This is a genomic window from Halomonas sp. BC04, from assembly GCF_000568385.1.
In genome coordinates this window covers 23,792-47,287 of the sequence record NZ_AZQX01000246.1, presented here as the reverse complement: position 1 = coordinate 47,287, position 23,496 = coordinate 23,792, and the positions used below count along the sequence as shown (strand labels likewise).

At 63.4% G+C, this 23,496-nt stretch carries 33 protein-coding genes; 17 read left to right on the top strand and 16 right to left on the bottom strand.

Going from position 1 to position 23,496, the window contains the following annotated elements; all coding sequences use genetic code 11:
• The first annotated feature begins 103 nt into the window (after positions 1-103).
• Complete coding sequence (locus tag Q427_RS17195) at positions 104-307, top strand: putative motility protein (protein WP_043516170.1); 204 nt, start codon at positions 104-106, stop codon at positions 305-307.
• Between the two features lie 55 nt (positions 308-362).
• Here Q427_RS17195 and Q427_RS17190 read toward each other — a convergent pair whose 3' ends face one another.
• The 5 genes from Q427_RS17190 to Q427_RS17170 are packed head-to-tail and all read right to left on the bottom strand — an operon-like array spanning position 363 to position 3,141.
• On the bottom strand, positions 363-1,058 hold the full coding sequence (locus tag Q427_RS17190) for an aspartate/glutamate racemase family protein (protein WP_043516200.1): 696 nt from the start codon (positions 1,056-1,058) through the stop codon (positions 363-365).
• Between the two features lie 53 nt (positions 1,059-1,111).
• On the bottom strand, positions 1,112-1,822 hold the full coding sequence (locus tag Q427_RS17185) for a DUF899 domain-containing protein (RefSeq protein ID WP_043516168.1): 711 nt from the start codon (positions 1,820-1,822) through the stop codon (positions 1,112-1,114).
• Entirely contained in the window at positions 1,819-2,259 is a 441-nt protein-coding gene (locus Q427_RS17180) for a VOC family protein (RefSeq protein WP_051496481.1), read from the bottom strand. The genes Q427_RS17185 and Q427_RS17180 overlap by 4 nt, the downstream gene beginning before the upstream one ends.
• Positions 2,232-2,783, bottom strand: coding sequence for an SRPBCC family protein (locus Q427_RS17175; RefSeq protein WP_043516166.1), 552 nt, complete (start codon positions 2,781-2,783; stop codon positions 2,232-2,234). The genes Q427_RS17180 and Q427_RS17175 overlap by 28 nt, the downstream gene beginning before the upstream one ends.
• Complete coding sequence (locus tag Q427_RS17170) at positions 2,776-3,141, bottom strand: ArsR/SmtB family transcription factor (protein ID WP_043516160.1); 366 nt, start codon at positions 3,139-3,141, stop codon at positions 2,776-2,778. Before Q427_RS17170 ends, Q427_RS17175 begins: the two co-directional genes overlap by 8 nt.
• 178 nt (positions 3,142-3,319) lie before the next feature.
• On the opposite strand from Q427_RS17170, the gene Q427_RS17165 reads away from it, so the two are divergent.
• Positions 3,320-4,219, top strand: a complete 900-nt coding sequence (locus Q427_RS17165; protein ID WP_043516158.1) for an arylamine N-acetyltransferase family protein — start codon at positions 3,320-3,322, stop codon at positions 4,217-4,219.
• Between the two features lie 6 nt (positions 4,220-4,225).
• On the opposite strand, the gene Q427_RS17160 is transcribed toward Q427_RS17165, so the two are convergent.
• Positions 4,226-4,945 (bottom strand): SDR family NAD(P)-dependent oxidoreductase, encoded by a 720-nt coding sequence (locus tag Q427_RS17160; RefSeq protein WP_043516155.1) that lies wholly within the window; start codon positions 4,943-4,945, stop codon positions 4,226-4,228.
• 67 nt (positions 4,946-5,012) lie between these two features.
• On the bottom strand, positions 5,013-5,342 hold the full coding sequence (locus Q427_RS17155; RefSeq protein ID WP_043516153.1) for a hypothetical protein: 330 nt from the start codon (positions 5,340-5,342) through the stop codon (positions 5,013-5,015).
• A 158-nt stretch (positions 5,343-5,500) separates the two neighbouring features.
• Between Q427_RS17155 and Q427_RS17150 the strand changes: the two genes are divergently transcribed.
• Positions 5,501-6,385: a LysR family transcriptional regulator gene (locus Q427_RS17150; RefSeq protein ID WP_043516151.1), complete on the top strand. Its 885-nt coding sequence runs from the start codon at positions 5,501-5,503 to the stop codon at positions 6,383-6,385.
• Positions 6,386-6,404: 19 nt separating this feature from the next.
• On the opposite strand, the gene Q427_RS17145 is transcribed toward Q427_RS17150, so the two are convergent.
• A complete protein-coding gene (locus Q427_RS17145; protein ID WP_197030700.1) occupies positions 6,405-7,373 on the bottom strand; it encodes an arsenic resistance protein in 969 nt (322 codons plus the stop codon).
• A 61-nt stretch (positions 7,374-7,434) separates the two neighbouring features.
• Positions 7,435-8,178, bottom strand: a complete 744-nt coding sequence (locus tag Q427_RS17140) for a carbon-nitrogen hydrolase family protein (RefSeq protein WP_043516145.1) — start codon at positions 8,176-8,178, stop codon at positions 7,435-7,437.
• Between the two features lie 187 nt (positions 8,179-8,365).
• On the opposite strand from Q427_RS17140, the gene Q427_RS17135 reads away from it, so the two are divergent.
• Positions 8,366-8,767, top strand: coding sequence for a gamma-glutamylcyclotransferase family protein (locus Q427_RS17135; protein ID WP_051496480.1), 402 nt, complete (start codon positions 8,366-8,368; stop codon positions 8,765-8,767).
• On the opposite strand, the gene Q427_RS17130 is transcribed toward Q427_RS17135, so the two are convergent.
• A complete protein-coding gene (locus tag Q427_RS17130) occupies positions 8,764-9,432 on the bottom strand; it encodes a dihydrofolate reductase family protein (protein ID WP_043516143.1) in 669 nt (222 codons plus the stop codon). The two genes, Q427_RS17135 and Q427_RS17130, sit on opposite strands and share 4 nt — an antisense overlap.
• Before the next feature lie 107 nt (positions 9,433-9,539).
• On the opposite strand from Q427_RS17130, the gene Q427_RS17125 reads away from it, so the two are divergent.
• Positions 9,540-10,280, top strand: coding sequence for a dienelactone hydrolase family protein (locus Q427_RS17125; protein ID WP_043516141.1), 741 nt, complete (start codon positions 9,540-9,542; stop codon positions 10,278-10,280).
• Positions 10,281-10,402: 122 nt separating this feature from the next.
• Here Q427_RS17125 and Q427_RS17120 read toward each other — a convergent pair whose 3' ends face one another.
• Both Q427_RS17120 and Q427_RS17115 read right to left on the bottom strand, forming a co-directional pair.
• The gene (locus Q427_RS17120) at positions 10,403-10,870 is read right to left on the bottom strand and encodes a hypothetical protein (protein ID WP_043516139.1); all 468 of its coding nucleotides are present in this window, start codon (positions 10,868-10,870) and stop codon (positions 10,403-10,405) included.
• 204 nt (positions 10,871-11,074) lie between these two features.
• The gene (locus Q427_RS17115; protein WP_043516135.1) at positions 11,075-11,425 is read right to left on the bottom strand and encodes a VOC family protein; all 351 of its coding nucleotides are present in this window, start codon (positions 11,423-11,425) and stop codon (positions 11,075-11,077) included.
• 285 nt (positions 11,426-11,710) lie between these two features.
• On the opposite strand from Q427_RS17115, the gene Q427_RS17110 reads away from it, so the two are divergent.
• Positions 11,711-12,547 carry a PhzF family phenazine biosynthesis protein gene (locus Q427_RS17110; RefSeq protein ID WP_043516133.1) on the top strand — a complete coding sequence of 279 codons (837 nt, stop codon included), beginning with the start codon at positions 11,711-11,713 and terminating at the stop codon, positions 12,545-12,547.
• On the opposite strand, the gene Q427_RS17105 is transcribed toward Q427_RS17110, so the two are convergent.
• Complete coding sequence (locus tag Q427_RS17105) at positions 12,537-13,634, bottom strand: class I SAM-dependent methyltransferase (protein ID WP_043516131.1); 1,098 nt, start codon at positions 13,632-13,634, stop codon at positions 12,537-12,539. The genes Q427_RS17110 and Q427_RS17105 overlap by 11 nt on opposite strands.
• Before the next feature lie 103 nt (positions 13,635-13,737).
• Here Q427_RS17105 and Q427_RS34300 point away from each other — a divergent pair, with 103 nt between their 5' ends.
• Both Q427_RS34300 and Q427_RS17100 read left to right on the top strand, forming a co-directional pair.
• The gene (locus Q427_RS34300) at positions 13,738-13,920 is read left to right on the top strand and encodes a hypothetical protein (protein WP_231613756.1); all 183 of its coding nucleotides are present in this window, start codon (positions 13,738-13,740) and stop codon (positions 13,918-13,920) included.
• Positions 13,881-14,753, top strand: a complete 873-nt coding sequence (locus Q427_RS17100; protein WP_231613755.1) for a GlxA family transcriptional regulator — start codon at positions 13,881-13,883, stop codon at positions 14,751-14,753. The genes Q427_RS34300 and Q427_RS17100 overlap by 40 nt, the downstream gene beginning before the upstream one ends.
• Before the next feature lie 71 nt (positions 14,754-14,824).
• Here Q427_RS17100 and Q427_RS17095 read toward each other — a convergent pair whose 3' ends face one another.
• Positions 14,825-15,283, bottom strand: a complete 459-nt coding sequence (locus Q427_RS17095) for a carboxymuconolactone decarboxylase family protein (RefSeq protein ID WP_043516130.1) — start codon at positions 15,281-15,283, stop codon at positions 14,825-14,827.
• A 15-nt stretch (positions 15,284-15,298) separates the two neighbouring features.
• Here Q427_RS17095 and Q427_RS17090 point away from each other — a divergent pair, with 15 nt between their 5' ends.
• From Q427_RS17090 to Q427_RS17060, 8 genes are all read left to right on the top strand, one after another.
• Positions 15,299-16,177, top strand: coding sequence for a helix-turn-helix domain-containing protein (locus Q427_RS17090; RefSeq protein ID WP_081786057.1), 879 nt, complete (start codon positions 15,299-15,301; stop codon positions 16,175-16,177).
• A complete protein-coding gene (locus tag Q427_RS17085) occupies positions 16,170-17,027 on the top strand; it encodes an alpha/beta fold hydrolase (RefSeq protein ID WP_043516127.1) in 858 nt (285 codons plus the stop codon). The genes Q427_RS17090 and Q427_RS17085 overlap by 8 nt, the downstream gene beginning before the upstream one ends.
• A gap of 36 nt (positions 17,028-17,063) precedes the next feature.
• Positions 17,064-17,309 carry a helix-turn-helix transcriptional regulator gene (locus Q427_RS34295; RefSeq protein WP_231613754.1) on the top strand — a complete coding sequence of 82 codons (246 nt, stop codon included), beginning with the start codon at positions 17,064-17,066 and terminating at the stop codon, positions 17,307-17,309.
• Positions 17,276-17,485, top strand: coding sequence for a helix-turn-helix transcriptional regulator (locus Q427_RS34290; RefSeq protein ID WP_231613753.1), 210 nt, complete (start codon positions 17,276-17,278; stop codon positions 17,483-17,485). Before Q427_RS34295 ends, Q427_RS34290 begins: the two co-directional genes overlap by 34 nt.
• 49 nt (positions 17,486-17,534) lie before the next feature.
• Positions 17,535-18,698: an MFS transporter gene (locus tag Q427_RS17075; protein WP_043516124.1), complete on the top strand. Its 1,164-nt coding sequence runs from the start codon at positions 17,535-17,537 to the stop codon at positions 18,696-18,698.
• Positions 18,695-19,444, top strand: a complete 750-nt coding sequence (gene arsH / locus Q427_RS17070) for an arsenical resistance protein ArsH (RefSeq protein ID WP_043516122.1) — start codon at positions 18,695-18,697, stop codon at positions 19,442-19,444. The genes Q427_RS17075 and arsH overlap by 4 nt, the downstream gene beginning before the upstream one ends.
• Positions 19,445-19,449: 5 nt before the next feature.
• A complete protein-coding gene (locus Q427_RS17065) occupies positions 19,450-20,220 on the top strand; it encodes a phosphodiesterase (protein ID WP_051496478.1) in 771 nt (256 codons plus the stop codon).
• A 169-nt stretch (positions 20,221-20,389) separates the two neighbouring features.
• Entirely contained in the window at positions 20,390-21,169 is a 780-nt protein-coding gene (locus tag Q427_RS17060; RefSeq protein WP_231613752.1) for an SDR family oxidoreductase, read from the top strand.
• A 209-nt stretch (positions 21,170-21,378) separates the two neighbouring features.
• On the opposite strand, the gene Q427_RS17055 is transcribed toward Q427_RS17060, so the two are convergent.
• Positions 21,379-22,092, bottom strand: coding sequence for an FMN-dependent NADH-azoreductase (locus tag Q427_RS17055; RefSeq protein ID WP_043516120.1), 714 nt, complete (start codon positions 22,090-22,092; stop codon positions 21,379-21,381).
• A gap of 140 nt (positions 22,093-22,232) precedes the next feature.
• Between Q427_RS17055 and gcvA the strand changes: the two genes are divergently transcribed.
• On the top strand, positions 22,233-23,153 hold the full coding sequence (gene gcvA, locus Q427_RS17050; RefSeq protein WP_043516118.1) for a transcriptional regulator GcvA: 921 nt from the start codon (positions 22,233-22,235) through the stop codon (positions 23,151-23,153).
• Between the two features lie 44 nt (positions 23,154-23,197).
• Here gcvA and Q427_RS31460 read toward each other — a convergent pair whose 3' ends face one another.
• A complete protein-coding gene (locus tag Q427_RS31460) occupies positions 23,198-23,371 on the bottom strand; it encodes a hypothetical protein (protein WP_155833601.1) in 174 nt (57 codons plus the stop codon).
• Positions 23,372-23,496: the final 125 nt, after the last annotated feature.

Sequence of the window (23,496 nt, the reverse complement as noted above, 5' to 3'; positions counted from 1 at the left end):
GTTTCGCTGGGGACAGGTGCTACGGCGAGATGCGTTTTTTGCTCTTGCGTACGTCCGCTGTTAGCGTGGGTAAACAGAAGAATCAGATAGTGGAGCACGCAACATGGACTCAGCCGTCAATACCATAGTGGGTCAGTCGCTCGTCATGCAGCAGGCCCAGGCCGCGCAGCAGGTACAGCTGGAGGTCTATAAGGAAGCCCTGGACATGCAGAAGGATCAGGTTGCTGCCCTGATGGCCTCTGCGTCGGTGGAGCCGCAGCTGGCCAATGATGGGATGGTGGGTACGCAGATCAATACCTACGCCTGACAGAAAGTGCCTGCGCTCGGGCATGCAGTTTTCTGAACACTAACTTTACCCGCCCTCATTTTCCCAGCGCCAATTTGACGGCTTCCTCGGCGTGAATGGCCGTGGTGTCGTAGAGCGGCACCTCGGTCTGGCTTTGCTGCACCAGCAGGGCAATCTCGGTACAGCCCAGTATTACCGCTTCGGCACCCCGTTCGCGTAGCGACTGAATGATTTCCAGGAAGCGCTGCCGCGACGTCTCCTTCACCTCTCCCAGACACAGCTCGTGGTAGATCACCTCGTGCACGAGGCCGCGCTGAGCATCGTCGGGTACCAGTACCTCGATGCCGAAGCCTTCGGCGATACGTCCTTTGTAGAATTCCTGCTCCATCGTGAAACGGGTGCCGAGCAGGCCGACGCGGCGGATGCCGTCGGCGGCCAGGCGTTGCGCCGTGGCATCGGCGATATGCAGCAGGGGAATCGAGACCGCCTCGGCGATCTGCGGCGCGACCTTGTGCATGGTGTTGGTGCCGATCAGCAGGAAATCCGCCCCGCCGGCCTCCACGCTGCGGGCGGCACGGCTCAGTATCTTGGCGGTGGCGTCCCAGTCGCCGGCATGCTGCAGCCGCTCGATTTCGGCGAAGTCGACGCTGTAGAGGCACAGCTTGGCTGAGTGCAGCCCTCCCAGGGCGGCCTTGACGCCTTCGTTGAGGGCACGGTAGTAACTGGCGGTGGATTCCCAGCTCATGCCGCCGAGCAGGCCGATGGTCTTCATGGTCATGGGTTGCCTCTTGTTGTTGTCGTTGACCAGTTCGCTGCGCCGCTGGCTCAGGTCTCGTATTCGTCGTGGCGTCGGTTCCACACGTAGGGCGGCGTCTGCGGCCGGCCCGGCGGTGAATCCTCCCAGTTCTCTTGGCGACCGTAGGGCGTCAGGTCCAGATAGGTCCACAGGCTGCCCAGGTACTCCACGCCGCGCTTGCTGCTGAAATAGGTGCGAAAGACCCGCTCGCCGTCACGCAGGAAGACGCTGATGCCATGGCGCTCGCCGCGGTCGGTATCGGGAGCATGGCAATTGCAGCTCGTCACACCCATGTCCCGGTTGAAGTCGCTGCCGAGCGATGAGACCCACGTCGGGTGCTGCCAGCCCATGCGTGCCTGGTAGCGGACGAGTTTCTCCCGCGGTGCCCGGGAGACCAGCACCAGCGTGGTGTCGCGGGCATGCAGGTGAGCGGGGTGGGTCATGGCGTCCACAACCCAGGAGCAGCCGTCGCAGCCGGCCTCCCAGTCTGGCCCGAACATGAAATGATAGACGATCAGTTGGCGGCGCCCCTCGAACAGGTCGAGCAGGGTGGCTTCACCCTGTGGCCCATCGAAGCCGTAATCGCCACGTACCTCGACCATTGGCAGGCGCCGCCTTGCAGCGTTCAGGCGGTCGCGCTCCCGCGTATGAGCCTTCTCGCGGGCGATCTGCTCTTCCAGGGCAGCGCGCCACTCGTTCTCGGAGACGATAGGGGGCATGGCACTCGAGGTAATCATCATCGCATCTCCACTTCCAACTCTGAGATCAAGCCAGGTTGAGCTGCCCCCAGGTTGAGTTGCCAGGAGACGCCGAAGCGGTCGTTGAGCCAGGCGAAGCGGGTACTGAAGCCGTAGTCGTCGGGTGGCATCAGCAGCTCGCCCTGTTCGGACAGCTTCTCGAGAAGGCGCTCGAACTCATCGCGGCTTTCGCATTCGACGAACAGCGATATCGACGGCGTAAACGTAAAGGCATGATGTATCGGGCTGTCGATACAGGTATAGCGCCGGCCGGCCAGGGTGAATTCGGCCTGCTTGATACTGCCTTCCCTGCCCGGTTCCTCGGGGCCGTAGCGCTCGAGCCGGACGATGTCGGAGTCGTCGAACAGCGAGACATAGAAGCGCATGGCCTGCTCGGCATTGCCCTCGAACATCAATTGCGGGGCGATATGATGCGGCATCGGTACTCCTCCTCAAGCCGTTCGAAGGTGGGCCAGAAAGGGGTAGGGGTGTGGCCCTGCAGCACGACTTCCAGAATGGAGAGGTGGGTGTGCCAACCACTGGCCACATTAACCATGGTGTCGTCATCGGCAAGGCGGCGATGCGTGACCACCAGGCGCACCTGATCGCCGGCCTCACCGAGTTCGAAAGTCACTTCCGAAGGTGCCTCGTTGCCTTCGGCCCAGGTCCAGGCCAGCAGGTGGGGCGGCTCGCAGCGCAGCACCTGGTGATGGGTCGTGAAGCTGCCTTCGTAGCGGCGAAGCCGTTCGGATGGCGATGTTCGGTCGGGGGTAAGCTCGGTATTGTGGAAGTGCAGGGCGAAGGAGGCACCCTGGCGTGGGTCCATCACTCCGGGAGCTAGCCACAGGCCACGCTTGTCGGATTCGGTAAGGAAGGCCCAGACCCGTTCGATGGGCCCTGGCAGCAGGCGTTCGAAGCGGATGCTCTCTTCGGCGATCCTCTCGCCGTAGCCGGTGTCATCCATCTTGCCTCTCCTCCTTCGTCGATTCGCCACCCAGGTCAGCCTTCAGCGCTGCTTCCAGTGCGTTTAGCCGCTGGCTCCAGAAGCCTTCGTAGAAGCTCAACCACTGTTCCGCCGCCGCCAGCGGCTCCGGTTGCAACCGGCAGTAGTGGGCACGCCCTTCGATGCGCCGCTCCACCAGTCCGGCTTGTTCCAGCACGCGCACGTGTTTGGAAACCGCAGCCAGCGAGATGGCGAACGGCTCGGCCAGCTCGCCGACCATGTGCTCGCCGGCCGCCAGCCGCTCGAGCAGCAGGCGCCGGGTGGGGTCGGCCAGGGCGTGGAAGACCTGGTCCAGGTTCGTTGCGTCATATTCAGCCATCTGGATTATGTAGTTCCCGCGCGAAGTATTGTCAACTATGTGGTTGAATATTAGGCGTGATATGGCGCTTCATTGGCGATGACTATGAGTTCGATTGAATATTCCCCGCTTTACCTAAAGCCAAGTTGAGGTATTAGCCTGCGCTTATCGGTTGCCCCTGAGAGACAAGGAGAACGACATGCAGGCTGTATCGATCACTCAACCCCTTCATGAATCGGCTCGGTGGGAGACGCCAGCACTCGACCTCGATGCCTATCTGGCCCGCATCAATTACTTCGGGCCCCTGACGCCCGACTTGGCGACATTGAGTGCCCTGCAGCAGGCGCACCTTGCCGCCATACCGTTCGAGAATCTGGAAATTGTCACCGGCGGCGAGATCAACCTGGATCTGGAAAGCCTTCAGGACAAGCTGGTACGGCGTCGGCGCGGCGGATACTGCCATGAGCAGAACACCTTGTTTGCCACGGTGCTGGATCGGCTTGGCTTCGAGGTCGCCGGGCGCAACGCCAGAATGCTGATGGGTGATGACGAGCGCGTGGTCACGCCGCTCGGTCATACGATGCTGGTGGTGACAGTGGCGGGCTGCGACTGGCTGGTCGATGTGGGGGTCGGCAATGTCGGGCCGCGGGAGCCGATTCTGCTCGAGGAGGGCAACGAGGTGAGCCATGGCCCCTGGGAGTATCGCATCGAGCGCTCGCCATTGGGGTATTGGCTGCTGCGCCATAGGCGTGACGGTGGCTGGTTCAATATCTACCAGTTCAGTGACGAGCCCTGCTACCGCGCCGACTCTGGCGAATACAATTATCTGGCTTCTCATCATCCCGCATCGCCATTCGTGCGGCGAATCGTGGCTCAGCACAACGGTGCCGAGGAACGACTTGCGCTCACCGATCTGGAGTTGAAGGTCTTCCGCCCAGGCGAGGCGCCGGAGCTGTACAAGATTGCTGCCGGTGAACTCACCGGCGTACTGCGTGAGCGGTTCGGATTGGAGCTGACCCCGGAACAGGAGTGCGTGTTGCTGCGGCGAGCCGAGAAGCTCGCCGGGGCCACCTCCGAGGGGGAGCCGTTGGGAACCTGAGCAAGGCTAGAAGCGTGTATCGCCTATGGCGGGCATTACCACTTCCTTGAGATAGGCGCTCGGGGACAGTGTCAGCAAGGTTCGCACCAGGCTCACCACGTCGTGCATCGGGATGAGCTCGCCATCGCCGCGTCGGGCCGCCTGCTCGAGAGGTACCGACAGTTGGTCCTCGGTATTCAGGTAGCCGAGCTGCAGGCAGGTGATCCCCAGGCGGTGCTCGCGAAACCCCTCGCGCAGCGCCTCGGCGATGCCGCGCAGGGCGAACTTTGTGGCACCGAAGGTGACCTCCGGCCTGCCGTGGCCGGGCAAGGCAGAGGTCGAGCCGGTGAGGATGATGCGGGGTGCAGCGGAGCGTAGCAGCGCGGGGAGTAGCGCTTGGATCAGCAGGATGGCGCCGCTGACGTTGACCGTGACGATACACTGGATCTCCGCGGGGCTGTCCGCCAGGAAGCGGTAGTCCGGCTCGAAGGCCCGGCTTTCCCACAGCCCAAGGTTGTAGATCAGCACATCCAGCTTGCCCCCTGCCATCGCCTCGGCCACCTGGGCGGCCGCCTGCTCCGGCGAGGCCAGGTCGGCCGCTATCCAGTCGATGGCGATGCCGGGGCGTTCGCGTAGCTTGGACGGCATGCTACGTGATACACCGATCAGGCCATCGCCGCTGTCGCCCAGTCCTTCGATAAAGGCCCGGCCCAGGCCCTGGCTCGCTCCCACTACCATGATGCGCATGCTGTTTTCTCGCTTTGGTGATGTTGCCGGCACCGTACGACCTCAAGTGCAGCTGAGGTCAAGTTGATTATCGGTGCGGTCGATCCACTGCCTTGCGCATCTCGCGGCGATATGTCAGCGCTACCATGGCGTCTTCTTTCAGCGATAGGCGAGAAGCCCAGAGGATGTCATCGCGGCGGTGGCCCATGTCTTCGAGAATATGATCGTCGTAGGCCAGCAGCGGCAGGAAGCGCTGGCGAAACTGCCGCCGGCGCCGGTAATCCCACCACAGGGTCTCGAGCCAATGGACCAACTCCAGAGATGGCATGGCCGGCATGTAGAAGTCGGGCCGTGGCGGTGGGGTGGGGCGCTGCTCGGTCGTGGAGTCGGGCCGGCGAAGCGGTTCGTACTGGGTCATGTCGCACCTCCTGGCAACAGCCGTCTAGGAGCGGCTGCCGTGTTTTTCATGAATGAAAGGAGGGTCGCGACCTCTGGGAGAGAGCATGGTTCGGCCAGTTGGATCAATCAAACGAAAAGGTCTACATTGTCTTTTAAGATAAATTGAAAGGTTCAACGATGACCCAAGCCGCTCTCTCCCCTGCCAGGTCGCCGCTGCTCGATACCGATGTGCTGCGTACCTTCGTCGCCATCGCCGAATGTGGCAGCTTCACCCGGGCCGCCCGCCAGATCTTCCGTACACCCTCGGCGCTCAGCATGCAGATCAAGCGCCTGGAGGAAACCCTTGGCCATACGCTGTTCGTGCGTGAGGCCCGCCAGGTGCGGCTGACCCCGGAAGGGGAGGTGCTGCTCGGCTATGGACGGCGCTTGCTCAAGCTCAATGAGGAGGCGGTGGCGCAGTTCCTGGCCCCTGCCATGGTGGGCCGCCTGGGCTTCGGTACCACCGACGACGTGGGCTCGCGCATCCTGCCGGGAGTGCTCGCGCAGTTCGCCCGCTCGCATCCGGCGGTTCAGGTCGATGTGGTAGTGGGGAGCAGCCGGGCAATGCTTGCGCGGCTGGATGCCGGTGAACTCGACCTGGTACTGGTCACCGCCGGGAATCCCGGGCAGGAGGAGCGCGGCGTGATCGTGCACAGTGAGCCGCTGGTGTGGACGGGGCGTGAAGGCGGGGTGGCAGTCCAGCGCTCGCCGTTACCGGTGGCCCTGGCCCATCAAGGCTGCGCCTGGCGGGGCATGGCGCTGGAGGCGTTGAGCCAGGCGGGCCTTAGCTATCGCATCGCCTACACCTGCGAACACAGTGCCGGCCAGGAAGCCGCCATGATCGCCGACCTGGCGGTGTCTCCGTTCCCGCAGAGCCTGGTGCGCCCACCGCTACGGCGTATCGATCCCGACTTGCTGCCGCCGCTGGGTGAATATCAGTTGGCGCTGGTCAAGCGCCCCGGTGCCGATCCGGCCTGCGAGACGCTGGTGGAGCATGTGATGAGGGCATTCCAGGATTTCTGAACGTTCTTGAGCGGGTGTATCAGGCTGCGGCCTTGGTCGGGAAGAGTTGCCGCGGCACCCACCAGAGGAAAATCGCCATGCCGATGAGCTCCACCAGCGACTGGAATACGATGGCAACCACCGCCAGCTCGTAGGAAGCTGGAAGGGAAAGCGCCAGCGGCAGCACGACGAAGGAGTTGCGCGTGCCCAGGCTGAAGGCCAGCACGCGTCCCTGGGCAGGTGGCAGTTTCGTCACCTGCGCCAGCAGCCGGGCCAGCAGCGCCGCGACGAGCAGAAAGCAGGCAAAGGCCAGCAGTAGCCTGCCGAGCAGGGGCAGGGAGCCCGTCACAACCCCGACCTGGGTGGCGGCGATGGAGAAGACCACCAGGGCCAGCAGTGGCACCGGCAACCACCCCAGCCGCTCGACATAGTGCTCGCGGCGACGCCTCCCCTGAGCCCACTTCTCGGTGACAAAGGCCAGCAGCAGCGGTAATAGAATCAGCCCCGCAAAGGCCAGCAGCAGCTCGCGTTGAACCACGGCGACCAGCAGGCTCTGATCCAGGAACAGCCACAGATAGAAGGGCAACAATATCAGCTGCAGCAACAGGCTGATCGGCGAGAAGGCGATGGCGTACTGGGCCTTGCCGCCGCCCAGATGGGAAAAGGTGATGAACCAGTCCGTGCAGGGCACCAGCAGTACCAGCAGTATGCCCAGGCGAACCGCCGGCTCGGCGGCAAAGAGGCTTGCCAGTCCCCAGGCGACCAGTGGCAGCAGCACGAAATTGCCGATCACGGCCGCGGTGATGAAGTGCGTATCGCGCCAGGCACCGCGCAGCTTTGTCAGTGGCACCTGAGTGAAGGTGGCGTAGAGCAGCACTCCCAGCAGCGGCCACAGCAGTGCTTCCAGCATGCCAACCTTACCAGGCAGGATTGTGCCCAGTATCAGGCCCATGGTGATCGCCGCCAGATAGACCAATACCTGATACGTCTCCAGTGTCTGGCGTGTCAAAAAGCAGATCTCCATGTGTTTGGCGGGCCAGGACTCCGTAGCGGCTGCCCTATGCCGACACCTACGCCGCCGGTGTAGCCAGGGCAAGTACAGTCGAGGTCAGGCTGGCGGTGTCGAGCATGAGGATGCCCTCTTGCGTGGCATCGAGGGTGTTGACTCGCTTGCCACGGTCGATCCAGGTCGCCGAGCGACCCCCGCCGAATGCGCCGTCGCAAGGCCCCACGCAGTTGGCCATGAGTATCGTCATGGCGTGTTCGCGGGCGAAGGCGGCGTAACAGGCGTAGGCCTCATCCATCCCCGGTGCCAGCTTGGCCACGCTGGCCAGGTAGATATCTGCTCCCAGGCTTGCCGCCGTGGCTGCATGGTCGGGCTGCAGCGACTCAAAGCAGATCGCCAGCGCCAGGCGGTGTTCACGGGTCTCGATGAGCAGTGGCCGTTCGCCGGCCGAGAAGTAGGGTAGCTCGTCGTCGTGCAGTCGCTGCTTGGCATAGGCTAGCCGCCCGGCGTGGGGCTGGAACACCACCATGCCGATATGCGGCTTTCCCGAGGTGACCAGCGGCAGGCCGACAACAATCACCATGCCGTGGGTAACACTCAGGCGCTGGAATACGTCCAGCCGTGGGTCTTCCGGATGGGTGGCCAGGCCCTTGGCCAGCGGGGGCTCGTAGCCGGTCAGCGAGAGTTCGGGGAAGAAGATTAACTCAGCGTCATGGGGCGCGGCCCGTTCCACGAGCTCGGCATGGCGTGCCACGTTGGCTTCGATATCGCCCGTTACCGAGGCGCACTGCACGGCGCACAGCTTCATCGGCTCGCTCCCTCTCGCCTGGCTTTCAGCCCAGCGTACTCCACATTTGACCGAAGGCGAATGCTACTGGGCCAGTTTCAATCGTAAGGCGGGGAGGCAGGATCCCCCTGGCGTTATCGTAGGTGGGCGTGGTTCCCCTGGCTCAACAACCGTTAGAATTTCCGGTAACCGACGAAGAGGATCGCCCATGTTCGCACCTGCGCTTTCCATCGCCCGTACGCCGCTGGTGGCCGTTTACGGTACACTGAAGCGTGGGCAGCGCAACCACGACTGGCTGGAGGGCGCCGACTTCCTGGGCAGCGACCGGCTGACCAGCGCCACCCTCTACGATCTTGGACCATTTCCAGGTGCCAAGCCCGAACCCTCATGCGGAGTCGAGGTGGAGGTATTTCGAGTCGATGCCGCTCTGCTCACCGAGCTGGACAGGCTCGAGGACTTCCGCTCGCGCCAGCCCCATGCCGGGCTCTACCACCGTGCCATTCACGCCACCAGCTTCGGCCCCGCCTGGCTCTATCTCTACAATGCCGATGTGGCAGGCTATGCCGCCATTCGGCAGGGAGGATGGTGGCCGGGGGAGTCGGGTCGCTAACCTTCCCGCAGCATCTTCTCTCGCCGCGCGACTTCCACTTCAGTGGGTGGGTCCATGGCAAAGTCGCCGGTCTGTACCGCGCCTTCGCGTTCATACCGCGCAATCACGATGCCGTTGGGCGAAACGCGATGGGCAGTCAGCTTGAAGGCCGCCGACCTGGCGCCATCGTCGAACAGCTTCTTGCCGCTCCCCAGTATCACGGGAAAGGTGAACGTATGAATCTCATCGACCAGGTCGGTGGCGAGCAGTGCATGGGTCAGTTCGGTGCTGCCCTGGGTAAGCAGCGCCGGGCCATCTTCCTGCTTCAGCCTGGCGATATCGGTCGCTGCATCGCCGAGAGCCACCGAGCCCTTCCAGGTCAGTTCGAGCCCCTTTCGGGTCGCCACGTACTTGGTTATCGAATTGAAGGTTCTGGCGATGTCGCTATCCGGGCCATTCTCGGCATAGGGCCAGTGGGCGGCGAAGATCTCGTATGTCCTGCGCCCGAGCAGCAGGTCGAACGGCTGCTCGAACAGCTTGCCCATCTCTTCACCGAACACCTCGTCCGCCAGCGGCGCGACCCAGCCGCCGTAGCGGAAACCGCCGGTCGGGTCTTCCTGTGGCCCGCCGGGTGCCTGCATGACACCGTCCAGCGACACCATTGCGCCAACGATAACCTTTCGCATGGGCTCCTCCTTCTGGTTTGTTCATGTACCCAGTATTCGAATGGGATGTGGAAGAATCGACAGGGCGGAAATATGATATCCCTACCCTCGATACCCGGAGCCCGCTCATGTCTCGCGCTATCGACATCCCCGTTGCCGCCGGCACCATCGACGCTCATGTCTTCACGCCCGGGAGTGCCGACGGCCCCCTGCCGGCCGTGGTGTTGTTCACCGATATCGGCGGTCTTCGTCCCTGCTATCACGAGAAGGCCCAGCAGGTCGCGGACAACGGCTATGCCGTGTTGATGCCCAACGTCTACTACCGCGATGCGCGCGGCCCCGTCGTGCCGGCAGGCCAATCCTTCCGCGACCCGGACGTGCGACCGACGCTGTTCCAGTATGCCGGCCGCCTCACGCCCGAAGCGCAATCCCGCGACTTCGCCGCGCTACTGGAATGCCTCGACAGCGAGGCCGAGTTCGCGGACGGCAAGATAGGTGTGGTGGGCTACTGCATGACCGGGGCCTTCGCGCTACGCATGGCAGCCGAATACCCTGGCCGCGTTGCCGCTGCAGCCGGCTTTCACTCGGCCAACCTGGCAACAGCCGGCGACCCGAACAGCCTTGTGCATGTGGTCGGTGGCATCGAGGGGCGTGTCTATTTTGGCCACGCCGACAAGGACGCGTTGCTGCCGCCCGACCAGATCGCCCGGATGGACGAGGCGTTGGCCACCGCCGGCGTGCACTTCACCACCGAGCTCTACAAGGGCGCCGCCCACGGCTTCACGGCCAAGGATGCTCCCAGCTACAATGCGACCGCCGATGCCTTGCATCACAAGCGGCTCGCCATGCTCCTGGAAGAGACGCTGTAGCGGGAGCGCCCATCAGCGGCCACTGCATGGGGCCGCGAGGCGGCGAAAACCCGCCTGTGGCCAGGGGTGGTTGGAGCAGGCCAGTACGCGCAACGGAAAAGCCGTCGTCGTGATTGGCCTGGTTATTCGCTGCTACTGATGGCTCGAATGTCTTCGATATCCACGGGTCGTGAGAGTACCGACTTATATCGGACCAAGTCGTCCTTGAGCATAAGCGGAAGCTCCAGGCCCAGTAAATTGACCGATTTGTAGCGAGAGAAATCAATGTTGAGTGGGACCCAGGACTGGTTGCCTACATCAAAGATCCTCGGCCCGTCGGCGTTGCCCACCTCAACCTTGACGCCTTCATGGATGAACTGGACATAGGTCAGATCCCACCCTTCCTCCCGGTAGTGTGTGGCGGCCTTGGATATGTGCTCTTGACCGGCCATAACCACCGACCAGAAATGTGTCCCGGGGACGAAAAGGTCAATATCGTTCAGTTCACGCTCAGAGCCATATCCCTTTGCTGCGAGACCCCCGCAGATCAGGAAGGGAATGTTCCTTTCCCTCAGTAACCCGGTAATCCATTGGGCTGCTACTCGATGCACGCCTGCTCCTTGCTGTCCGCATAACCATGCTGTTTATCCAATCTACCGTCATGCCATCACCTCTACCTTAGTCCAGTCCCCAGCTACCGAGTCGAGCTGTTGCTTCAATGCCGGGCTCTTGTCGATGATGTGCGGGTCGTCCCAGCGTTGGCGCACGCTTTGATGCAGGCAGGGTTCCGGCGTGCGGTGCTGCTCCACACTCTTTCATTCATGCTGCAGGATATTGACGAGCTTTCCGAGCGGGTCGCGAACATAAAATCGTCTCACTCCCCAGGGCTCGCTGACGGGGCCATACTCGATGGGCACGTTGGCGTCATTGAAGCGAGCCAGTGCCGTTTCGATATCGTCGACTTCGATGGATAGGTCCGGCACGGGCGTGCCGGAGCCGCCCTCGGTGCCGAAACTCACCTGAACGGCCATCTTTTCGTCCGAGCCGTACGTTCTAAACCAGCCGTGATCCATGAGCAACTCGAGGCCCAATATGTCGCCGTAGAAGGCTGCCGCCTCGTCGAGATTTGATGTCGCCGTGTTGGACATGATGCGTTTGACTTTCATGGGCCACCCAGTTTTCGGTTTGTTCTGGCTTCAACAAGCCCTTCTGGGCAAAGTCTTTCTCAGTAAGCGCTAGACGCTTCGGTCGGGAGGTTTAAACGTAGACGTTGTTCTAGTTACCTGCCAAATAACCAGGCTAAGTCTCACCTTGGAGCGCTAAGTTTCATTGTTTATTCAAGTGTCGTGATCAATCAGCCATTGTTGCGGTGATAAGTGAAGTCAGGCCTGTTCTTTCCCTCTCTTTTAAACCAAGATGTCCGGCAATCACATGAACCCAAGGAGCTTCCCATGAGCGGCACCCTCTATCGCTTGGCTGCCTTTACCGACGATCCGAACGGCGGTAACCCTGCCGGGGTGTGGTTGGGCGTGGCGCTGCCCGAGCCCGCGGAGATGCAGCGCATTGCCGCTGAAGTGGGCTATTCCGAAACGGCCTTCATTGCCGGGAAGGGGGAGCGGCGCACGGTGCGCTACTACAGCCCCGAGGCTGAGGTGAGCTTCTGCGGCCATGCCACGGTGGCCGGAGGCGTGCAGCTAGGCCAGCTCAGCGGTGCGGGTACTTATCGGCTGGATACGGCGGTGGGCGAGGTAATGGTTACTGTCGACCAGGCGGAAGGAGAGTGGCAGGCGTCGCTGGTATCGGTCCCTCCGGAGTATCGGCCCGCGGAGCCAGCACTGGTGGAGAAAGTGTGCGAGCTGCTCGGCTGGCAGGCGGATGAACTCGACCCCGTAATTCCGCCCGCGCTAGCTTACGCCGGGGCCTGGCACCTGGTGCTGGCATGCCAGGAGAGTCAGCGCCTCGACCGGCTCGAATACGACTTCGAGCGGCTCAAGGCGCTGATGCTGCGGGAGGGGCTGACCACGCTGCAACTGGTGTGGCGCGAGAGCGACACATACTTCCATGCCCGCAATCCGTTCCCGGTGGGTGGGGTGGTGGAGGACCCCGCTACCGGTGCGGCGGCAGCGGCGCTGGGTGGCTACCTGCGCGATGCGAGCCTGCTCAAGGCGCCGGCCCAGTTGATAATTCGCCAAGGTGAGGCGATGGGCCGGCCCAGTCGCCTGCAAGTGGATATTCCGCTTTCGGGTGGCATCGTCGTGACCGGGCAAGCGGTGGAGCTCATGGCCTGAGTACCCAATAGTCGTTCTGGATGTCGTGCGGCAACTGGTGGACCTCGATGTTACCGAAGTCCGCCTTGCCGAAGTACTCCCTCGCCTTCTCCCGGCCCCACATCGTGCCCAGCCCCTCGCCGCCCTGGGCGAGGGAGACGCTCATGCAGTGCATGATCGAGAGGGTATAGAGCAGGGGGCCCATGGGGTGGTCGCGGTCGCCGTGATGATGGCTCGATGCGTGGATATCCTGCGCCAGGTAGACGCCATCCTCGCGGAGGGTACGGCGTATGCCCTTGAGCAGGTTCAGCGGGTGTGCCTGGTCATGAATGGCATCGAAGGTGGTCACCAGGTCGTAACGCTGCGCCGGCGCCGTCTGGTCGAAGTCGCTGAGGTCGCGCTCCTCGAAGCGCAGGTTCGTCAGGCCGCGATGAGCGGCTTGCTCCGTCGCCCAGCCGATGGCCTCCTCGGAGAGGTCGTAGCCGGTAAACCGGCTGTTGGGAAACCGTTCGGCAAGCTTCATCAGCGCCAGACCGCGGCCGCAGCCCAGGTCGAGTGCATCGATCCCCTGCCCCAGCCTGCCCGGCAGTTCCGGCGCCAGGGGGAGGATGGTGTCCAGTAGCACCGGCAGCACGGTCTGGCCGCTGTCCTCGGCCATGACTTCATGGAAGCGAGCGTAGCGCGAGTACGGCACGCCGCCGCCGTGGTGGAAGCAGGCCAGCACGTCGTCCTCCACTTGGCCCAGCAGGGGCAGGTACTGGGCGAAGACGGCAAGGTTGGCCTCCCCACTGTCAGTCAACAGCGTGGCGTGCTCGGGCGGAAGGCGGTAGGTCAGGGTCTGCGGGTCGTGCTCGACCAGCGCCGCGACGGTCGCGCCGCCCAGCCACTCACGCACGTAGCGCTCATTGAGCTTCGCCTTGGCGGCAAGCTCGTGGCTGGTGACCGGCTCGCCGTCGGCCAGGTGAGTGAGCAAACCGCTGCGGTGGGCCAGCGAGGTCAACTGCAGCATGGCGCCTTCGTTGAGCGCGGTTACGAAGCGGGCCTCGAAGTCGGCGGCGCGGGTGGCGTCGAAGGCGTCGTTGGCGTAAGGCTTGGCTTGGGCAGTCATGGCGGTTCTCCTGGGGACTTGTTGTGTACGTGGAGAGACCATTCTGGCGCTCCCGGCTGGGCTACACTGAAGTCCCTACGGACAGAAACCGGCGGTTTCCGCCATGTCGATAAACAAGCCCACCATTGCATTGCTGGCGATTCCGGAAGTGGCGGCGTCCACCCTGTATGGGGTCTACGACGTCTTCGCCGCTGCGGGGCGCGACTGGCCCGCGCTCATCGAGGCAGGGCCGGTGAGCCGCTCTTCGTGCCGCAGGTGGTTGCCTGCACCGGCCCCCGGGAACTGACCATCGCCAATGGCGTGCGCATCGTTCCCGATGCCGGCCTGGATGGGGTGCCCGACGTGGTGTGCATCCCCGAGATCATGCTGCCTCCGGAAACGCTGCTCGAGGGCCGCTATGCCGCCGAGGTCGATTGGCTCAAGCGCTGCCATGCCGAAGGCGCCATCCTGGCGACCGCCTGCTCGGGGGCCCTGCTGCTGGCCGAGTCGGGCCTGCTGCAGGACGAAGATGCCACCACCCATTGGGCCTACTGCGATGTATTGAGGCGTTATCCGGGCGTTCGGGTGCATCCGCATCGCGCGCTGGTGATCGGCGGCACCGGAAACCGCCTGGTCATGGCGGGCGGCGGCACCTCCTGGAGTGACCTGGCGCTGTATCTTGTCGCACGCCTGGCCGGCATTGATGAGGCGATGCATCTTGCCAAGCTGTTCCTGATCGACTGGCATGCGGCCGGGCAGCTCCCCTTCGCCAGGCTCGCGCGAACCCGCCAGGCCGAGGATGCCGTTATCGCCCGCTGCCAGACCTGGATCGCCGAGCATTACGACGAGCCATCGCCCGTGGCCGCGCTGATAAAGATGTCCGGCCTCAGCGAGCGCAGTTTTCACCGTCGTTTCAGGAAGGCCACCGGCCTCTCACCCATGGAGTACGTGCATACCCTGCGCCTGGAAGAGGCCAAGCAGATACTGGAGAGCGAGAGAGTGCCCGTGGATGCCATCGCCGAGGCGGTGGGCTACGAGGATTCCGCCTTCTTCGGGCGGCTGTTCCGGCGCAAGGTCGGCCTGACCCCGGCCCAGTATCGGCGACGCTTCGGGGGCCTGCGCAAGGCGCTGACGGGTTGAGGGCCATGACGATGGCGGCGGTCATGTGGCGAGTCGCCCACTTGTAAATCCGGGGACTCGCCGGGATGCGATCATTCGGGCCGGTAGCTGCCGGCATCGGCGGTGAAGCTGATCGCCAGGCGATTCCAGGCGTTGATGGTGCAGATCGCCAGGGTGAGGTCGGTCATCCCCTTCTCGGAGAAGTGTTCGTGGGTGGCCTCGAACAGGGCGTCGTCGATGCCCCGTCCGGCGATGAGCGTATTGGCCTCGGCCCAGGCCAGGGCGGCGCGCTCACGCTCGGTGTAGAAGGGCGTTTCGCGCCAGGCGCTCAAGGCATACAGCCGCTGCTCGCTCTCGCCGGCCTGGCGCGCGTCCTTGGTGTGCATGTCGATGCAGTAGGCGCAGCCGTTGATCTGGGAAACGCGGGTATAGATCAGCGCCAGCAGGCCGTCGCCCAGTTCGCCACTTTCCGCGGCCTTATGGACATGGCCTTGCAGGTCGAGCATGGCCTTGAGGCCGGCGGGGCTCGCGGAAAAATAGTTCATGCGCATTGGGAGGTCTCCTGAATGGATGAAGTGGCATATCCTGACTTGGCTGGTTGCGGCGGTATTGTAAATTTCCGACCTGGGAATCGAGCTAGCTCAGGGCTGACACTCAGGCGTTTCGCACCCAGCGAGGCGCTGAGGCCTTATGTACAGTGTTTCTGGCAGGCCAAGGGGCGTCCCGTTGGCGCGCCGGTCGGCATCGAATTGCTGCACCCAGATGGCGGTACAGGGCTGCAGTTCAATTTCGGCGGTGTGCTCGAGCTCGATGGCGAGCGGCTGCACGGCGCCTGTTGGATGGACGGCCCCAAGCAACGCACGGCGCGACTGGCGGTGGATGCCGAGCTGGATCTGTTCGGCGTGCGCTTCCTGCCGGGCATGGCCTTTCCGTTCGTCGGCGAGGCGCTCTCCAGCCTGGCCGGCAACACACCGACGCCGGGCGATGCCGTGCGCCGGCTCGAGCTCGAAGCACTGCACGAGCGTATGCATGAGATGCCGGGTCTAGCGAAGCGCATTGCGCTGCTGGAGGGCCATCTGCTCGAGCAACTGCGACGATATGTAGCGCCAGAGATACCGGCCCTGGTGGCTTCCCTCGATTGGCTGCAGCGCCGCCATGGCCGGGGCAGCATCGCCGCGCTGGTGGATGCACTACCGTTCGGCCAGCGCCGCCTGGAGCGGATGTTCCAGCATCATGTGGGTCTCTCGCCCAAGCGCTATGCCAGGCTGCTGCGGGTTGCCCGCAGTCGCGAGCTGATCAAGCGGGGCGGGGCGAACGCCTCTCTGACCGATACCGCCTTCACCGCCGGCTACTTCGACCAGGCCCATTTCATTCATGACTTCAAGGCCGTGACCGGCTTTACGCCGGGAGGTTACCGGCAGTACGTGAGAGGTCGATATGGCTGAGCGTTACCGGGCTGGCAGGCTGGAGGTGCCTGGCGCGATCCTGAACTATCTGCAGGCGGGGAAGGGGCCGGTACTGCTGGTGCTGGGCTCGTCCGTCTACTATCCGCGCACGTTTTCCCCGGTCTTGCACTCGGCGTGCCGGCTGGTCTATCTGGATCTGCGGCATTTCGCTCGAAGGCGTGGCTCAGGGCAGGTAGAAGCCATGACGCTGAGGACCTACCTGGAGGATATCGAGGCTCTGTGTAGCGAACTCGACCTCGAAGGTGTCGTGCTGGTGGGGCACTCCCATCATGGCAATGTCGCCCTCGAATACGCCAAGCAGTATCCACACCGGGTGTCCCGGCTGGTGCTGATCGGGACCCCGCCCTGTGATGTGGCACGAACCCTGGAGGCGGGCCACCGCCATTGGGAGGTCAACGCCTTAGTCGCTCGCAAGGCTGCGCTGGCGCGCCGGCGAGCGTCGCTCGACGAGGGGGCGCTGGCAGGGCTTTCGCCCGGTGAGGCGTTCGTGGTTCGCTATGTTGCCGATGGCCCGCGCTACTGGTACGACCTGCACTATGATGCCGCGCCGCTATGGCAGGGGGTGCCGATCGACACCGGTGCCTTCACGGCCTTCCGCGACTTTTTCGTCGATTACGAGTTTTCCTGGAGCCAGGAGGAGCTCTCGGCCCCCGTGCTGGTGGTGATGGGGCGCCACGACTACGTGGTGCCGCCCACGCTCTGGGAGTCCCGATTGCCCGATCTGCCTCCTGTTACCTATCGGATTCTCGACCATAGTGGCCATACGCCACAGCTAGAGGAGCCCGAAGTATTTGACCGGGTATTGCTGGAGTGGCTTGGCTGTCGCTGACTTGACGCCTCGACCCCCGAGGTATATTTTTCCGCCATGACCAAGGCAAAAACCGAGGCGGCCGCTGGCCGCAAGATCCCCGAGTACAGCGATCCTTCGTACTGGCACGGCACGATCAAGATGTCGCTGTCGAAGTTCTTCGTGCTTAGCGTACTGCACCGCAAGCCGATGCACGGCTACGAGGTAGTGCAGGCAGTGGAGAAGAGCACCAAGGCTGCTGCAGCCCTTCGGAAGGGACGGTCTATCCGATGCTCAACGAATTCGAGGCGGGGGGCTACCTGAGCGCTACCGCCGAGGTGGTGCAGGGGCGCTCGCGCAAGGTCTACGCACTGACGGCCAAGGGGCGGGACGCCTTCCAGGTGGCGGTGGACGCCTGGCTGGATGCCACGGACTGCATCCTTGAGAGCCGCCGTATGGCGGGCGGAGCAGCGGCGAAGTGGGAGGAGCAACAAGAATGAATTCGAGATGTATTTTCAGGCCTATATACCTCGATGCTCGAGGCATTTGATGGACTCGCGCACCGGAGTCGTCGTCGCCCTGGGCGTCTCCCAGACCCTGGCCTGGGGCTCGACCTACTATCTGCCGGCCATCCTCGCCGTGCCCATGGCGCAGGATCTCGGCCTCTCCACCGGCGCGGTATTCGCGGCGTTCTCCTCGGCGCTGGTGGTGTCGGCAATTCTGGGGCCGGCAGTGGGGCGACGCATCGATCATTTCGGTGGGCGCGACGTGCTAACGGCGTCGAGCCTGGTGTTCGCCCTGGGCTTGGTGCTACTGGGGCTGGCCAGCGGACCGCTGATGCTGTGGGTGGGGTGGCTGGTGATCGGCGTCGGCATGGGCATGGGGCTTTACGAATCGGCCTTCTCGACCTTGGCGGGGCTCTATGGCCGCGAGGCGCGCGGTCCGATTACCGGCATCACGCTGCTGGCGGGCTTCGCCAGTACCGTGTGCTGGCCGATTACTGGCTGGTTGAACGCCGAGCTCGGCTGGCAGAACGCCTGCTTCGCCTGGGCAGTCGTGCACCTGCTGCTGGGCCTGCCGCTCAATCGGCTGCTGATACCCTTCGGTATCCAGCCGCCAGCGCCCCAAGCCGAAACGGCGGCGGGTGAGACCAGCTCGTCCTGGCTTCCGATGGCGCTGCTGGCCTACGTCTTCGCCGTGACCTGGTTTATCAGCACCGCCATGGCCGCACATCTGCCGTGGCTGCTGCAGATTGCGGGCCTGTCGCCGGCGGCCGCGATTGCCGCCGCGGCGCTGGTGGGGCCGGCCCAGGTGGCCGCGAGGCTGCTCGAGTTCTCGCTGCTGCGGCGCTTTCATCCCCTGTTCTCGGCAAAGCTGGCGGTAGTCGCCCATCCACTTGGGGCGCTTGGCGTGATGGCGCTGGGGGCGCCGCTAGCCACGCTATTCGTGCTGCTGCACGGCGCCGGCAACGGCATTCTTACCATCGCCAAGGGCACGCTGCCGTTGGCGATCTTCGGCCCACATGGCTACGGGCTGCGCCAGGGGATTCTGATGGTACCGGCCCGCTTCGGCCAGGCGCTGGCGCCACTGGCTTTCGCCCTGCTGATCGAGCGCTTCGGTACCCAGGCGCTGCTGTTCTCCGCCGCTCTGGGTCTCTCGGCCCTGGTGGCGCTGCAGGTTCTTCAACACCACCCCATGAAGGAGGAAACATGAGACTGCGCCCGCTGTCCGATCCTGACTATCTGCCTGCGCTCGACGAGCGCTTTGCCCGCCAGCGGCCCGGTGAGAATTTATCCGATCCGCTTGGCCATCCGCCGCGCATCCTGCTGCTCTACGGCTCACTGCGGGAGCGTTCCTATTCGCGCCTGGCGGTGGAGGAGGCGGCGCGACTGCTGCGTCATTTCGGCGCCGAGACGCGCATCTTCGATCCATCGGATCTGCCGCTGCCGGATCAGGTGGCGGGCGACGATCACCCGGCGGTGCGGGAGCTGCGTGAGCTGGCCATCTGGTCCGAGGGACAGGTGTGGTGCAGCCCCGAGCGTCACGGCCAGATCACCGGCGTGATGAAGGCGCAGATCGATCACCTGCCGCTGAGCATGGGCGCGGTGCGGCCCACCCAGGGGCGTACCCTGGCGGTGATGCAGGTCAGCGGCGGTTCGCAATCGTTCAATGCGGTGAACACCCTGCGCTTGCTCGGTCGCTGGATGCGCATGGTCACCATCCCCAACCAGTCCAGCGTACCCAAGGCCTACCAGGAGTTCGACGAGGCCGGGCGTATGCTCCCATCACCGCTCTACGATCGCATCGTCGACGTAATGGAAGAGTTGGTGCGTTTCACCCTGCTGCTGCGACCCCACGCCGAGACGCTGGTGGACCGCTACTCGGAGCGCCGCGAGGCGGTCGGCGCCAAGGCCGATCCGGTGACGGACAGGGCGGCGATTGCGCAGATATCGGAGTAGAGTGGATGCACAAAGTGCTCTGGTTGACCGACACTCATCTCGTCGAGCCCGATACGGCAGCGTCGCAGAGGCCTATCGAGGCCTGGCAGCGCTTCAGGCGTTGCCTCGACGAAATACGCCGTGAACATGCGGACGCTGAGCTGCTCGTGCTGACTGGTGATCTGGTTCACCTGAATAACCCTGGTGCCTATGCGCTGCTGCGCGAAGAGCTGGAAACGTTGCCCATACCTTACCGGCTACTGGTGGGCAACCATGACGATCGCACTGCGTTGCATGAGGCGTTTCCCGATATCCCCATGAACGGGGGCTTTGTTCAGAGCTGCGACGATATCGGTGAGATACGCCTGATCTATCTCGACACCCAGGCAGCTCAGGGCCACCATGGCGAACTCTGTACCTCCCGGCTCGACTGGCTGGCAGCGCAGTTGGAGGCGTCATCGACACGTGCCGCGTTGATCTTTCTTCACCACCCGCCGATGGAAATCGGGGTGCCCGCCCTCGACAAGCTAAGGCTTCTGGAAAGCGATGGGGTGCGAGCGTTGCTGCAGGCGCGGGGCGCGCCAACGCATCTCTTCTGCGGACATGTGCATCGGAACATATCGGGTCGATGGAGTGGCCATCCCTTCGCCACTTTGAAGAGTACCAACGCGCAGTTCGCTTTCGACATGCAGGCGGAACGCCTGATACGTTGCGATGAAGACCCCGGATATGGAGTTTTGCTGTTCGATGACGACAAGGTGATCGTCAATTACATAGATATTCCCATCGACCGCTAATGTCGATGTGAGCATTACAAGGCCGGGCGACTATCGCCCCGGAGTTTGGCTTCACGTCGGTGGCCACTATCGCAATCGCCCGCTTCGCTGAGCCTATCGTCAGTATATTGGCTACCTTCAAGGGTAGGAGCGGCCAGGATGCCGTGAAACCATTGGAAGGGAGGCTGACATGTACCCACTTGCGATGCCCGAAACCGTTGTTGTCGTGACCGGCGCTTCCAGCGGGATCGGTCGAGCCACGGCGCATGAGTTTGCTCGCCAGGGCGCGGTCCTGTTCCTGGCGGCCCGGGACAAGACGGCGTTGCATGATGTCGCCGAAGAGTGTCATCGGCTCGGTGGGCAGGCCAGGTTGATCGTCGCCGACGTCACCAAGTCTGAGGATATGCAGCGACTAGCCCAAAACGCGATTGAGGCAGCGGGCAGGATCGATGTATGGGTCAACAATGCAGGGGTTGGTGTGCTCGGGGCCTTCGAGGAGATCCCCCTCGAAGACCATGGGCGGGTCATCCAGACCGACCTTATCGGCCAGATCAACGGTGCCTATGCTGTGCTGCCTCACTTCAAGCAACGGGGACGCGGTATTCTGATCAACAATGTTTCCCTGGGCGGCTGGGCGCCCCAACCCTATGCCGCCTCCTATAGTGCAGCAAAGTTCGGTCTGCGTGCCTTCGCCGAAAGCCTGCAGGGTGAGCTCCGCGATTGGCCGGATATCCATGTCTGTAATGTCTATCCCGCCGTGATGGATACTCCGGGGTTTCGTGATGGTGGCAATTTCACCGGCCGTGCCGTCAAGTCCGTACCGCCTGTCTACGATCCCAGGCGTACTGCTCGTACCATCGTCAGCCTGACTCGCTATCCGCAGCCGACTGCTACGTGGGGCTGCCCGCCATGCTGGCTCGCCTTGCCCATGGCTTGCCGGGTTACCAATGGCTCAATGCCAGCCTGGTGAATATCGCCATGAGGCGAGCCCGACCCATGGCGAATTCATCGGGCAACTTGTATGCGTCGCCGAGTGGCGAGCGGCGCATTGACGGTGGTTTCCGTGCTACTGGCGCGCGCCGCAAGGCGGTCGTGGCAGCGGCCCTTGGAGGGGCACTGGTGGGCTTTTGTCTGTCGCGCCGTCGCAGGCCGCGTCAGGACTGAACATTGAGCGTCACTTCATGCTGGCAGCGGAGCGCCGGCCATCTCACGATGCAGTTGTTCGACCAACTGATCGATACGGGCCAGGGCGCTTTCCGTCGAAGCCGCCAATGCCTTGCCGCCTACCTCTTGGTGTTCAATGGCGATACTGTGGAAGCCGCCGATGCCGATGAACTGCAGGGCGGTGCGCGCGCCAGGTTCAAGGTGATTGAAGGCGGCCAAGGGGCCCTGAGGGTCGAAGCCGAAACCGCCGCGGGCGGAGAGCAGCACCGCGTGACGCGGCCGGTCGGCCAGCCGTGGAGCGTAGTGTTCCAGCGGGATATATGGATGGGCACCTTGCTGTAGGTCGAAATCGACGGTGCGTCCGATGCGGACGATATTATCGATCCACGCCTTGAACGCGGCCGGCGGGCCAAAGTTGTACATGGGGACGCCGAGTACCAGGAGATCGGCTTGTATGACCTCGTCGACCAGTGCATTGCTCTCTGCCAGTGCTTGCCACATCGCTTCCGTTCTCTGCTCGGCGGGCGTGAACTCGGCTTCGATCCACTCGACGCTGGTCAGCGGTGGCGGGGTGGCGCCGAGATCACGATAGATGATCTCAGCTTTGGGCTCAAAAGCCTGCCAGCGTGAGATGAAGTAGTGCGTCAGTCGGCGGGTATGCGAGCCGTGGACCTGGCTGCCCGCACGGCCGGGGCGTGGACTGGTGTCGAGGTGAAGTATGCGTGTCATGGGCTTTCTCCGCTAATGGAGGTAGTATCGTTCGAGTGAGCTTGTTTCAGCTGCGGTGAGCAGCTGTTGCCATCAAGCCAGAGCCCATCTGCGGTGACAAACGACGATTCTTTTTCACGAGCGGAAAATAAAACTCAGCCATGATGCCGCGCCGACTACCTTCCCTTTCAGCCCTGCGCGCCTTCGAAGCGGCGGCGCGACACCTTAGCGCCAAGCGTGCTGCGCAGGAGCTGTCGGTGACGCCGACGGCGATCAGCCACCAGATTCGCCAGCTTGAGGAGAGCCTGGGTGTTGCCCTGTTCGTGCGACGGCCGCGCCAGCTGATACTGACGGCAAAGGGCCAGGCGTTGCTGGCGGTACTCAGCGATTCCTTCGATGCCATTGCCGAGACGGTGACCAAGCTGCGCCGGCCGCCAGCGCGCCTGGCGGTAACGCTCTCGACCACGCCGGCCGTCGCCGCACGCTGGCTGCTGCCCTGGGTCTGTCTGCTGCGCGATGCGCATCCGCAGATCGACCTGAGCATTCAGGTCTCCCACGAAACGGTCGATCTGGATGGCATCATCGCCGACATGGCGATTCGCTATGGTGAGGGCCCCTGGCCCGGGCTGGTCGCGGAGAAGCTGTTCGACAATGTCTTCGTACCCGTCTGCAGCCCCGTGCTGAAGCTGCGTGAACCGGCCGAACTGGTGCGCCATACGCTGCTCCACTTCTCTTCGCCCGCGCCGTTGGACTGGGCGGCCTGGCAGCGCCAGGTCCACGTCCCGGGGCTCGATGTCAGCGCCGGGCTGATGTTCTCCGACGAGACCCATGGCATCACTGCCGCCCTGGACGGACAGGGCATTGCCCTGATGAGTCGCTACCTGATCGAGGACGAGTTGCGCCAGGGGCGGCTGGTGCAGCCGTTCGGTCCCGAGGTAAAGGCCGCTCCCTTCCAGCTTGTCTATCCCCCCGAGCGGCTCGAGGAGCCGGCCATCGCTGCCATACGCGATTGGATCATGGGGTTGTTGGACGCTCCGTCCAGAGAGCGCGCCTGTCGTGCTATCACTGAAGGCGTTTCATAGCGTCAGCCGTGCGAGCATTTGGGGGTTGAATAGCGAGCTTGAGCTTAGACTGACTCTCTGCGCTCCGGATTGAGCGGCATCAATCGGCCACGCTCGCGATAGAGCCCGATATCGCGCAGCAAACGGGCGTCGCACTCTTTCAATGCGATATGGCTTCTGTGGCTGCCGCCATGGCGGCAAACACTCTTCAGCCAAGCCATTAACTTGAGCAGTTCCATGTTCCTTCTCTCCGAAAGCGGGGTCTCCCTGCTACTTTCCTGTTCTGGTCGAGAGGCCACACTCCGTTTATTGCCGTCAAAGGCGCTCGCTGGCGAGGAGGTCAGACCGGCTATCGGGAAAAGGG

What these genes read in the sequence shown, in the direction of transcription:
- Q427_RS17195 (WP_043516170.1), top strand. Translation starts at nt 104, where the DNA reads ATGGACTCAGCCGTCAATACCATAGTGGGTCAGTCGCTCGTCATGCAG.
- Q427_RS17190 (WP_043516200.1), bottom strand. Translation starts at nt 1,058, where the DNA reads ATGAAGACCATCGGCCTGCTCGGCGGCATGAGCTGGGAATCCACCGCC.
- Q427_RS17185 (WP_043516168.1), bottom strand. Translation starts at nt 1,822, where the DNA reads ATGATGATTACCTCGAGTGCCATGCCCCCTATCGTCTCCGAGAACGAG.
- Q427_RS17180 (WP_051496481.1), bottom strand. Translation starts at nt 2,259, where the DNA reads ATGCCGCATCATATCGCCCCGCAATTGATGTTCGAGGGCAATGCCGAG.
- Q427_RS17175 (WP_043516166.1), bottom strand. Translation starts at nt 2,783, where the DNA reads ATGGATGACACCGGCTACGGCGAGAGGATCGCCGAAGAGAGCATCCGC.
- Q427_RS17170 (WP_043516160.1), bottom strand. Translation starts at nt 3,141, where the DNA reads ATGGCTGAATATGACGCAACGAACCTGGACCAGGTCTTCCACGCCCTG.
- Q427_RS17165 (WP_043516158.1), top strand. Translation starts at nt 3,320, where the DNA reads ATGCAGGCTGTATCGATCACTCAACCCCTTCATGAATCGGCTCGGTGG.
- Q427_RS17160 (WP_043516155.1), bottom strand. Translation starts at nt 4,945, where the DNA reads ATGCGCATCATGGTAGTGGGAGCGAGCCAGGGCCTGGGCCGGGCCTTT.
- Q427_RS17155 (WP_043516153.1), bottom strand. Translation starts at nt 5,342, where the DNA reads ATGACCCAGTACGAACCGCTTCGCCGGCCCGACTCCACGACCGAGCAG.
- Q427_RS17150 (WP_043516151.1), top strand. Translation starts at nt 5,501, where the DNA reads ATGACCCAAGCCGCTCTCTCCCCTGCCAGGTCGCCGCTGCTCGATACC.
- Q427_RS17140 (WP_043516145.1), bottom strand. Translation starts at nt 8,178, where the DNA reads ATGAAGCTGTGCGCCGTGCAGTGCGCCTCGGTAACGGGCGATATCGAA.
- Q427_RS17135 (WP_051496480.1), top strand. Translation starts at nt 8,366, where the DNA reads ATGTTCGCACCTGCGCTTTCCATCGCCCGTACGCCGCTGGTGGCCGTT.
- Q427_RS17130 (WP_043516143.1), bottom strand. Translation starts at nt 9,432, where the DNA reads ATGCGAAAGGTTATCGTTGGCGCAATGGTGTCGCTGGACGGTGTCATG.
- Q427_RS17125 (WP_043516141.1), top strand. Translation starts at nt 9,540, where the DNA reads ATGTCTCGCGCTATCGACATCCCCGTTGCCGCCGGCACCATCGACGCT.
- Q427_RS17115 (WP_043516135.1), bottom strand. Translation starts at nt 11,425, where the DNA reads ATGAAAGTCAAACGCATCATGTCCAACACGGCGACATCAAATCTCGAC.
- Q427_RS17110 (WP_043516133.1), top strand. Translation starts at nt 11,711, where the DNA reads ATGAGCGGCACCCTCTATCGCTTGGCTGCCTTTACCGACGATCCGAAC.
- Q427_RS17105 (WP_043516131.1), bottom strand. Translation starts at nt 13,634, where the DNA reads ATGACTGCCCAAGCCAAGCCTTACGCCAACGACGCCTTCGACGCCACC.
- Q427_RS34300 (WP_231613756.1), top strand. Translation starts at nt 13,738, where the DNA reads ATGTCGATAAACAAGCCCACCATTGCATTGCTGGCGATTCCGGAAGTG.
- Q427_RS17095 (WP_043516130.1), bottom strand. Translation starts at nt 15,283, where the DNA reads ATGCGCATGAACTATTTTTCCGCGAGCCCCGCCGGCCTCAAGGCCATG.
- Q427_RS17090 (WP_081786057.1), top strand. Translation starts at nt 15,299, where the DNA reads ATGGATGAAGTGGCATATCCTGACTTGGCTGGTTGCGGCGGTATTGTA.
- Q427_RS17085 (WP_043516127.1), top strand. Translation starts at nt 16,170, where the DNA reads ATGGCTGAGCGTTACCGGGCTGGCAGGCTGGAGGTGCCTGGCGCGATC.
- Q427_RS34295 (WP_231613754.1), top strand. Translation starts at nt 17,064, where the DNA reads ATGACCAAGGCAAAAACCGAGGCGGCCGCTGGCCGCAAGATCCCCGAG.
- Q427_RS34290 (WP_231613753.1), top strand. Translation starts at nt 17,276, where the DNA reads ATGCTCAACGAATTCGAGGCGGGGGGCTACCTGAGCGCTACCGCCGAG.
- Q427_RS17075 (WP_043516124.1), top strand. Translation starts at nt 17,535, where the DNA reads ATGGACTCGCGCACCGGAGTCGTCGTCGCCCTGGGCGTCTCCCAGACC.
- arsH (WP_043516122.1), top strand. Translation starts at nt 18,695, where the DNA reads ATGAGACTGCGCCCGCTGTCCGATCCTGACTATCTGCCTGCGCTCGAC.
- Q427_RS17065 (WP_051496478.1), top strand. Translation starts at nt 19,450, where the DNA reads ATGCACAAAGTGCTCTGGTTGACCGACACTCATCTCGTCGAGCCCGAT.
- Q427_RS17060 (WP_231613752.1), top strand. Translation starts at nt 20,390, where the DNA reads ATGTACCCACTTGCGATGCCCGAAACCGTTGTTGTCGTGACCGGCGCT.
- Q427_RS17055 (WP_043516120.1), bottom strand. Translation starts at nt 22,092, where the DNA reads ATGACACGCATACTTCACCTCGACACCAGTCCACGCCCCGGCCGTGCG.
- gcvA (WP_043516118.1), top strand. Translation starts at nt 22,233, where the DNA reads ATGATGCCGCGCCGACTACCTTCCCTTTCAGCCCTGCGCGCCTTCGAA.
- Q427_RS31460 (WP_155833601.1), bottom strand. Translation starts at nt 23,371, where the DNA reads ATGGAACTGCTCAAGTTAATGGCTTGGCTGAAGAGTGTTTGCCGCCAT.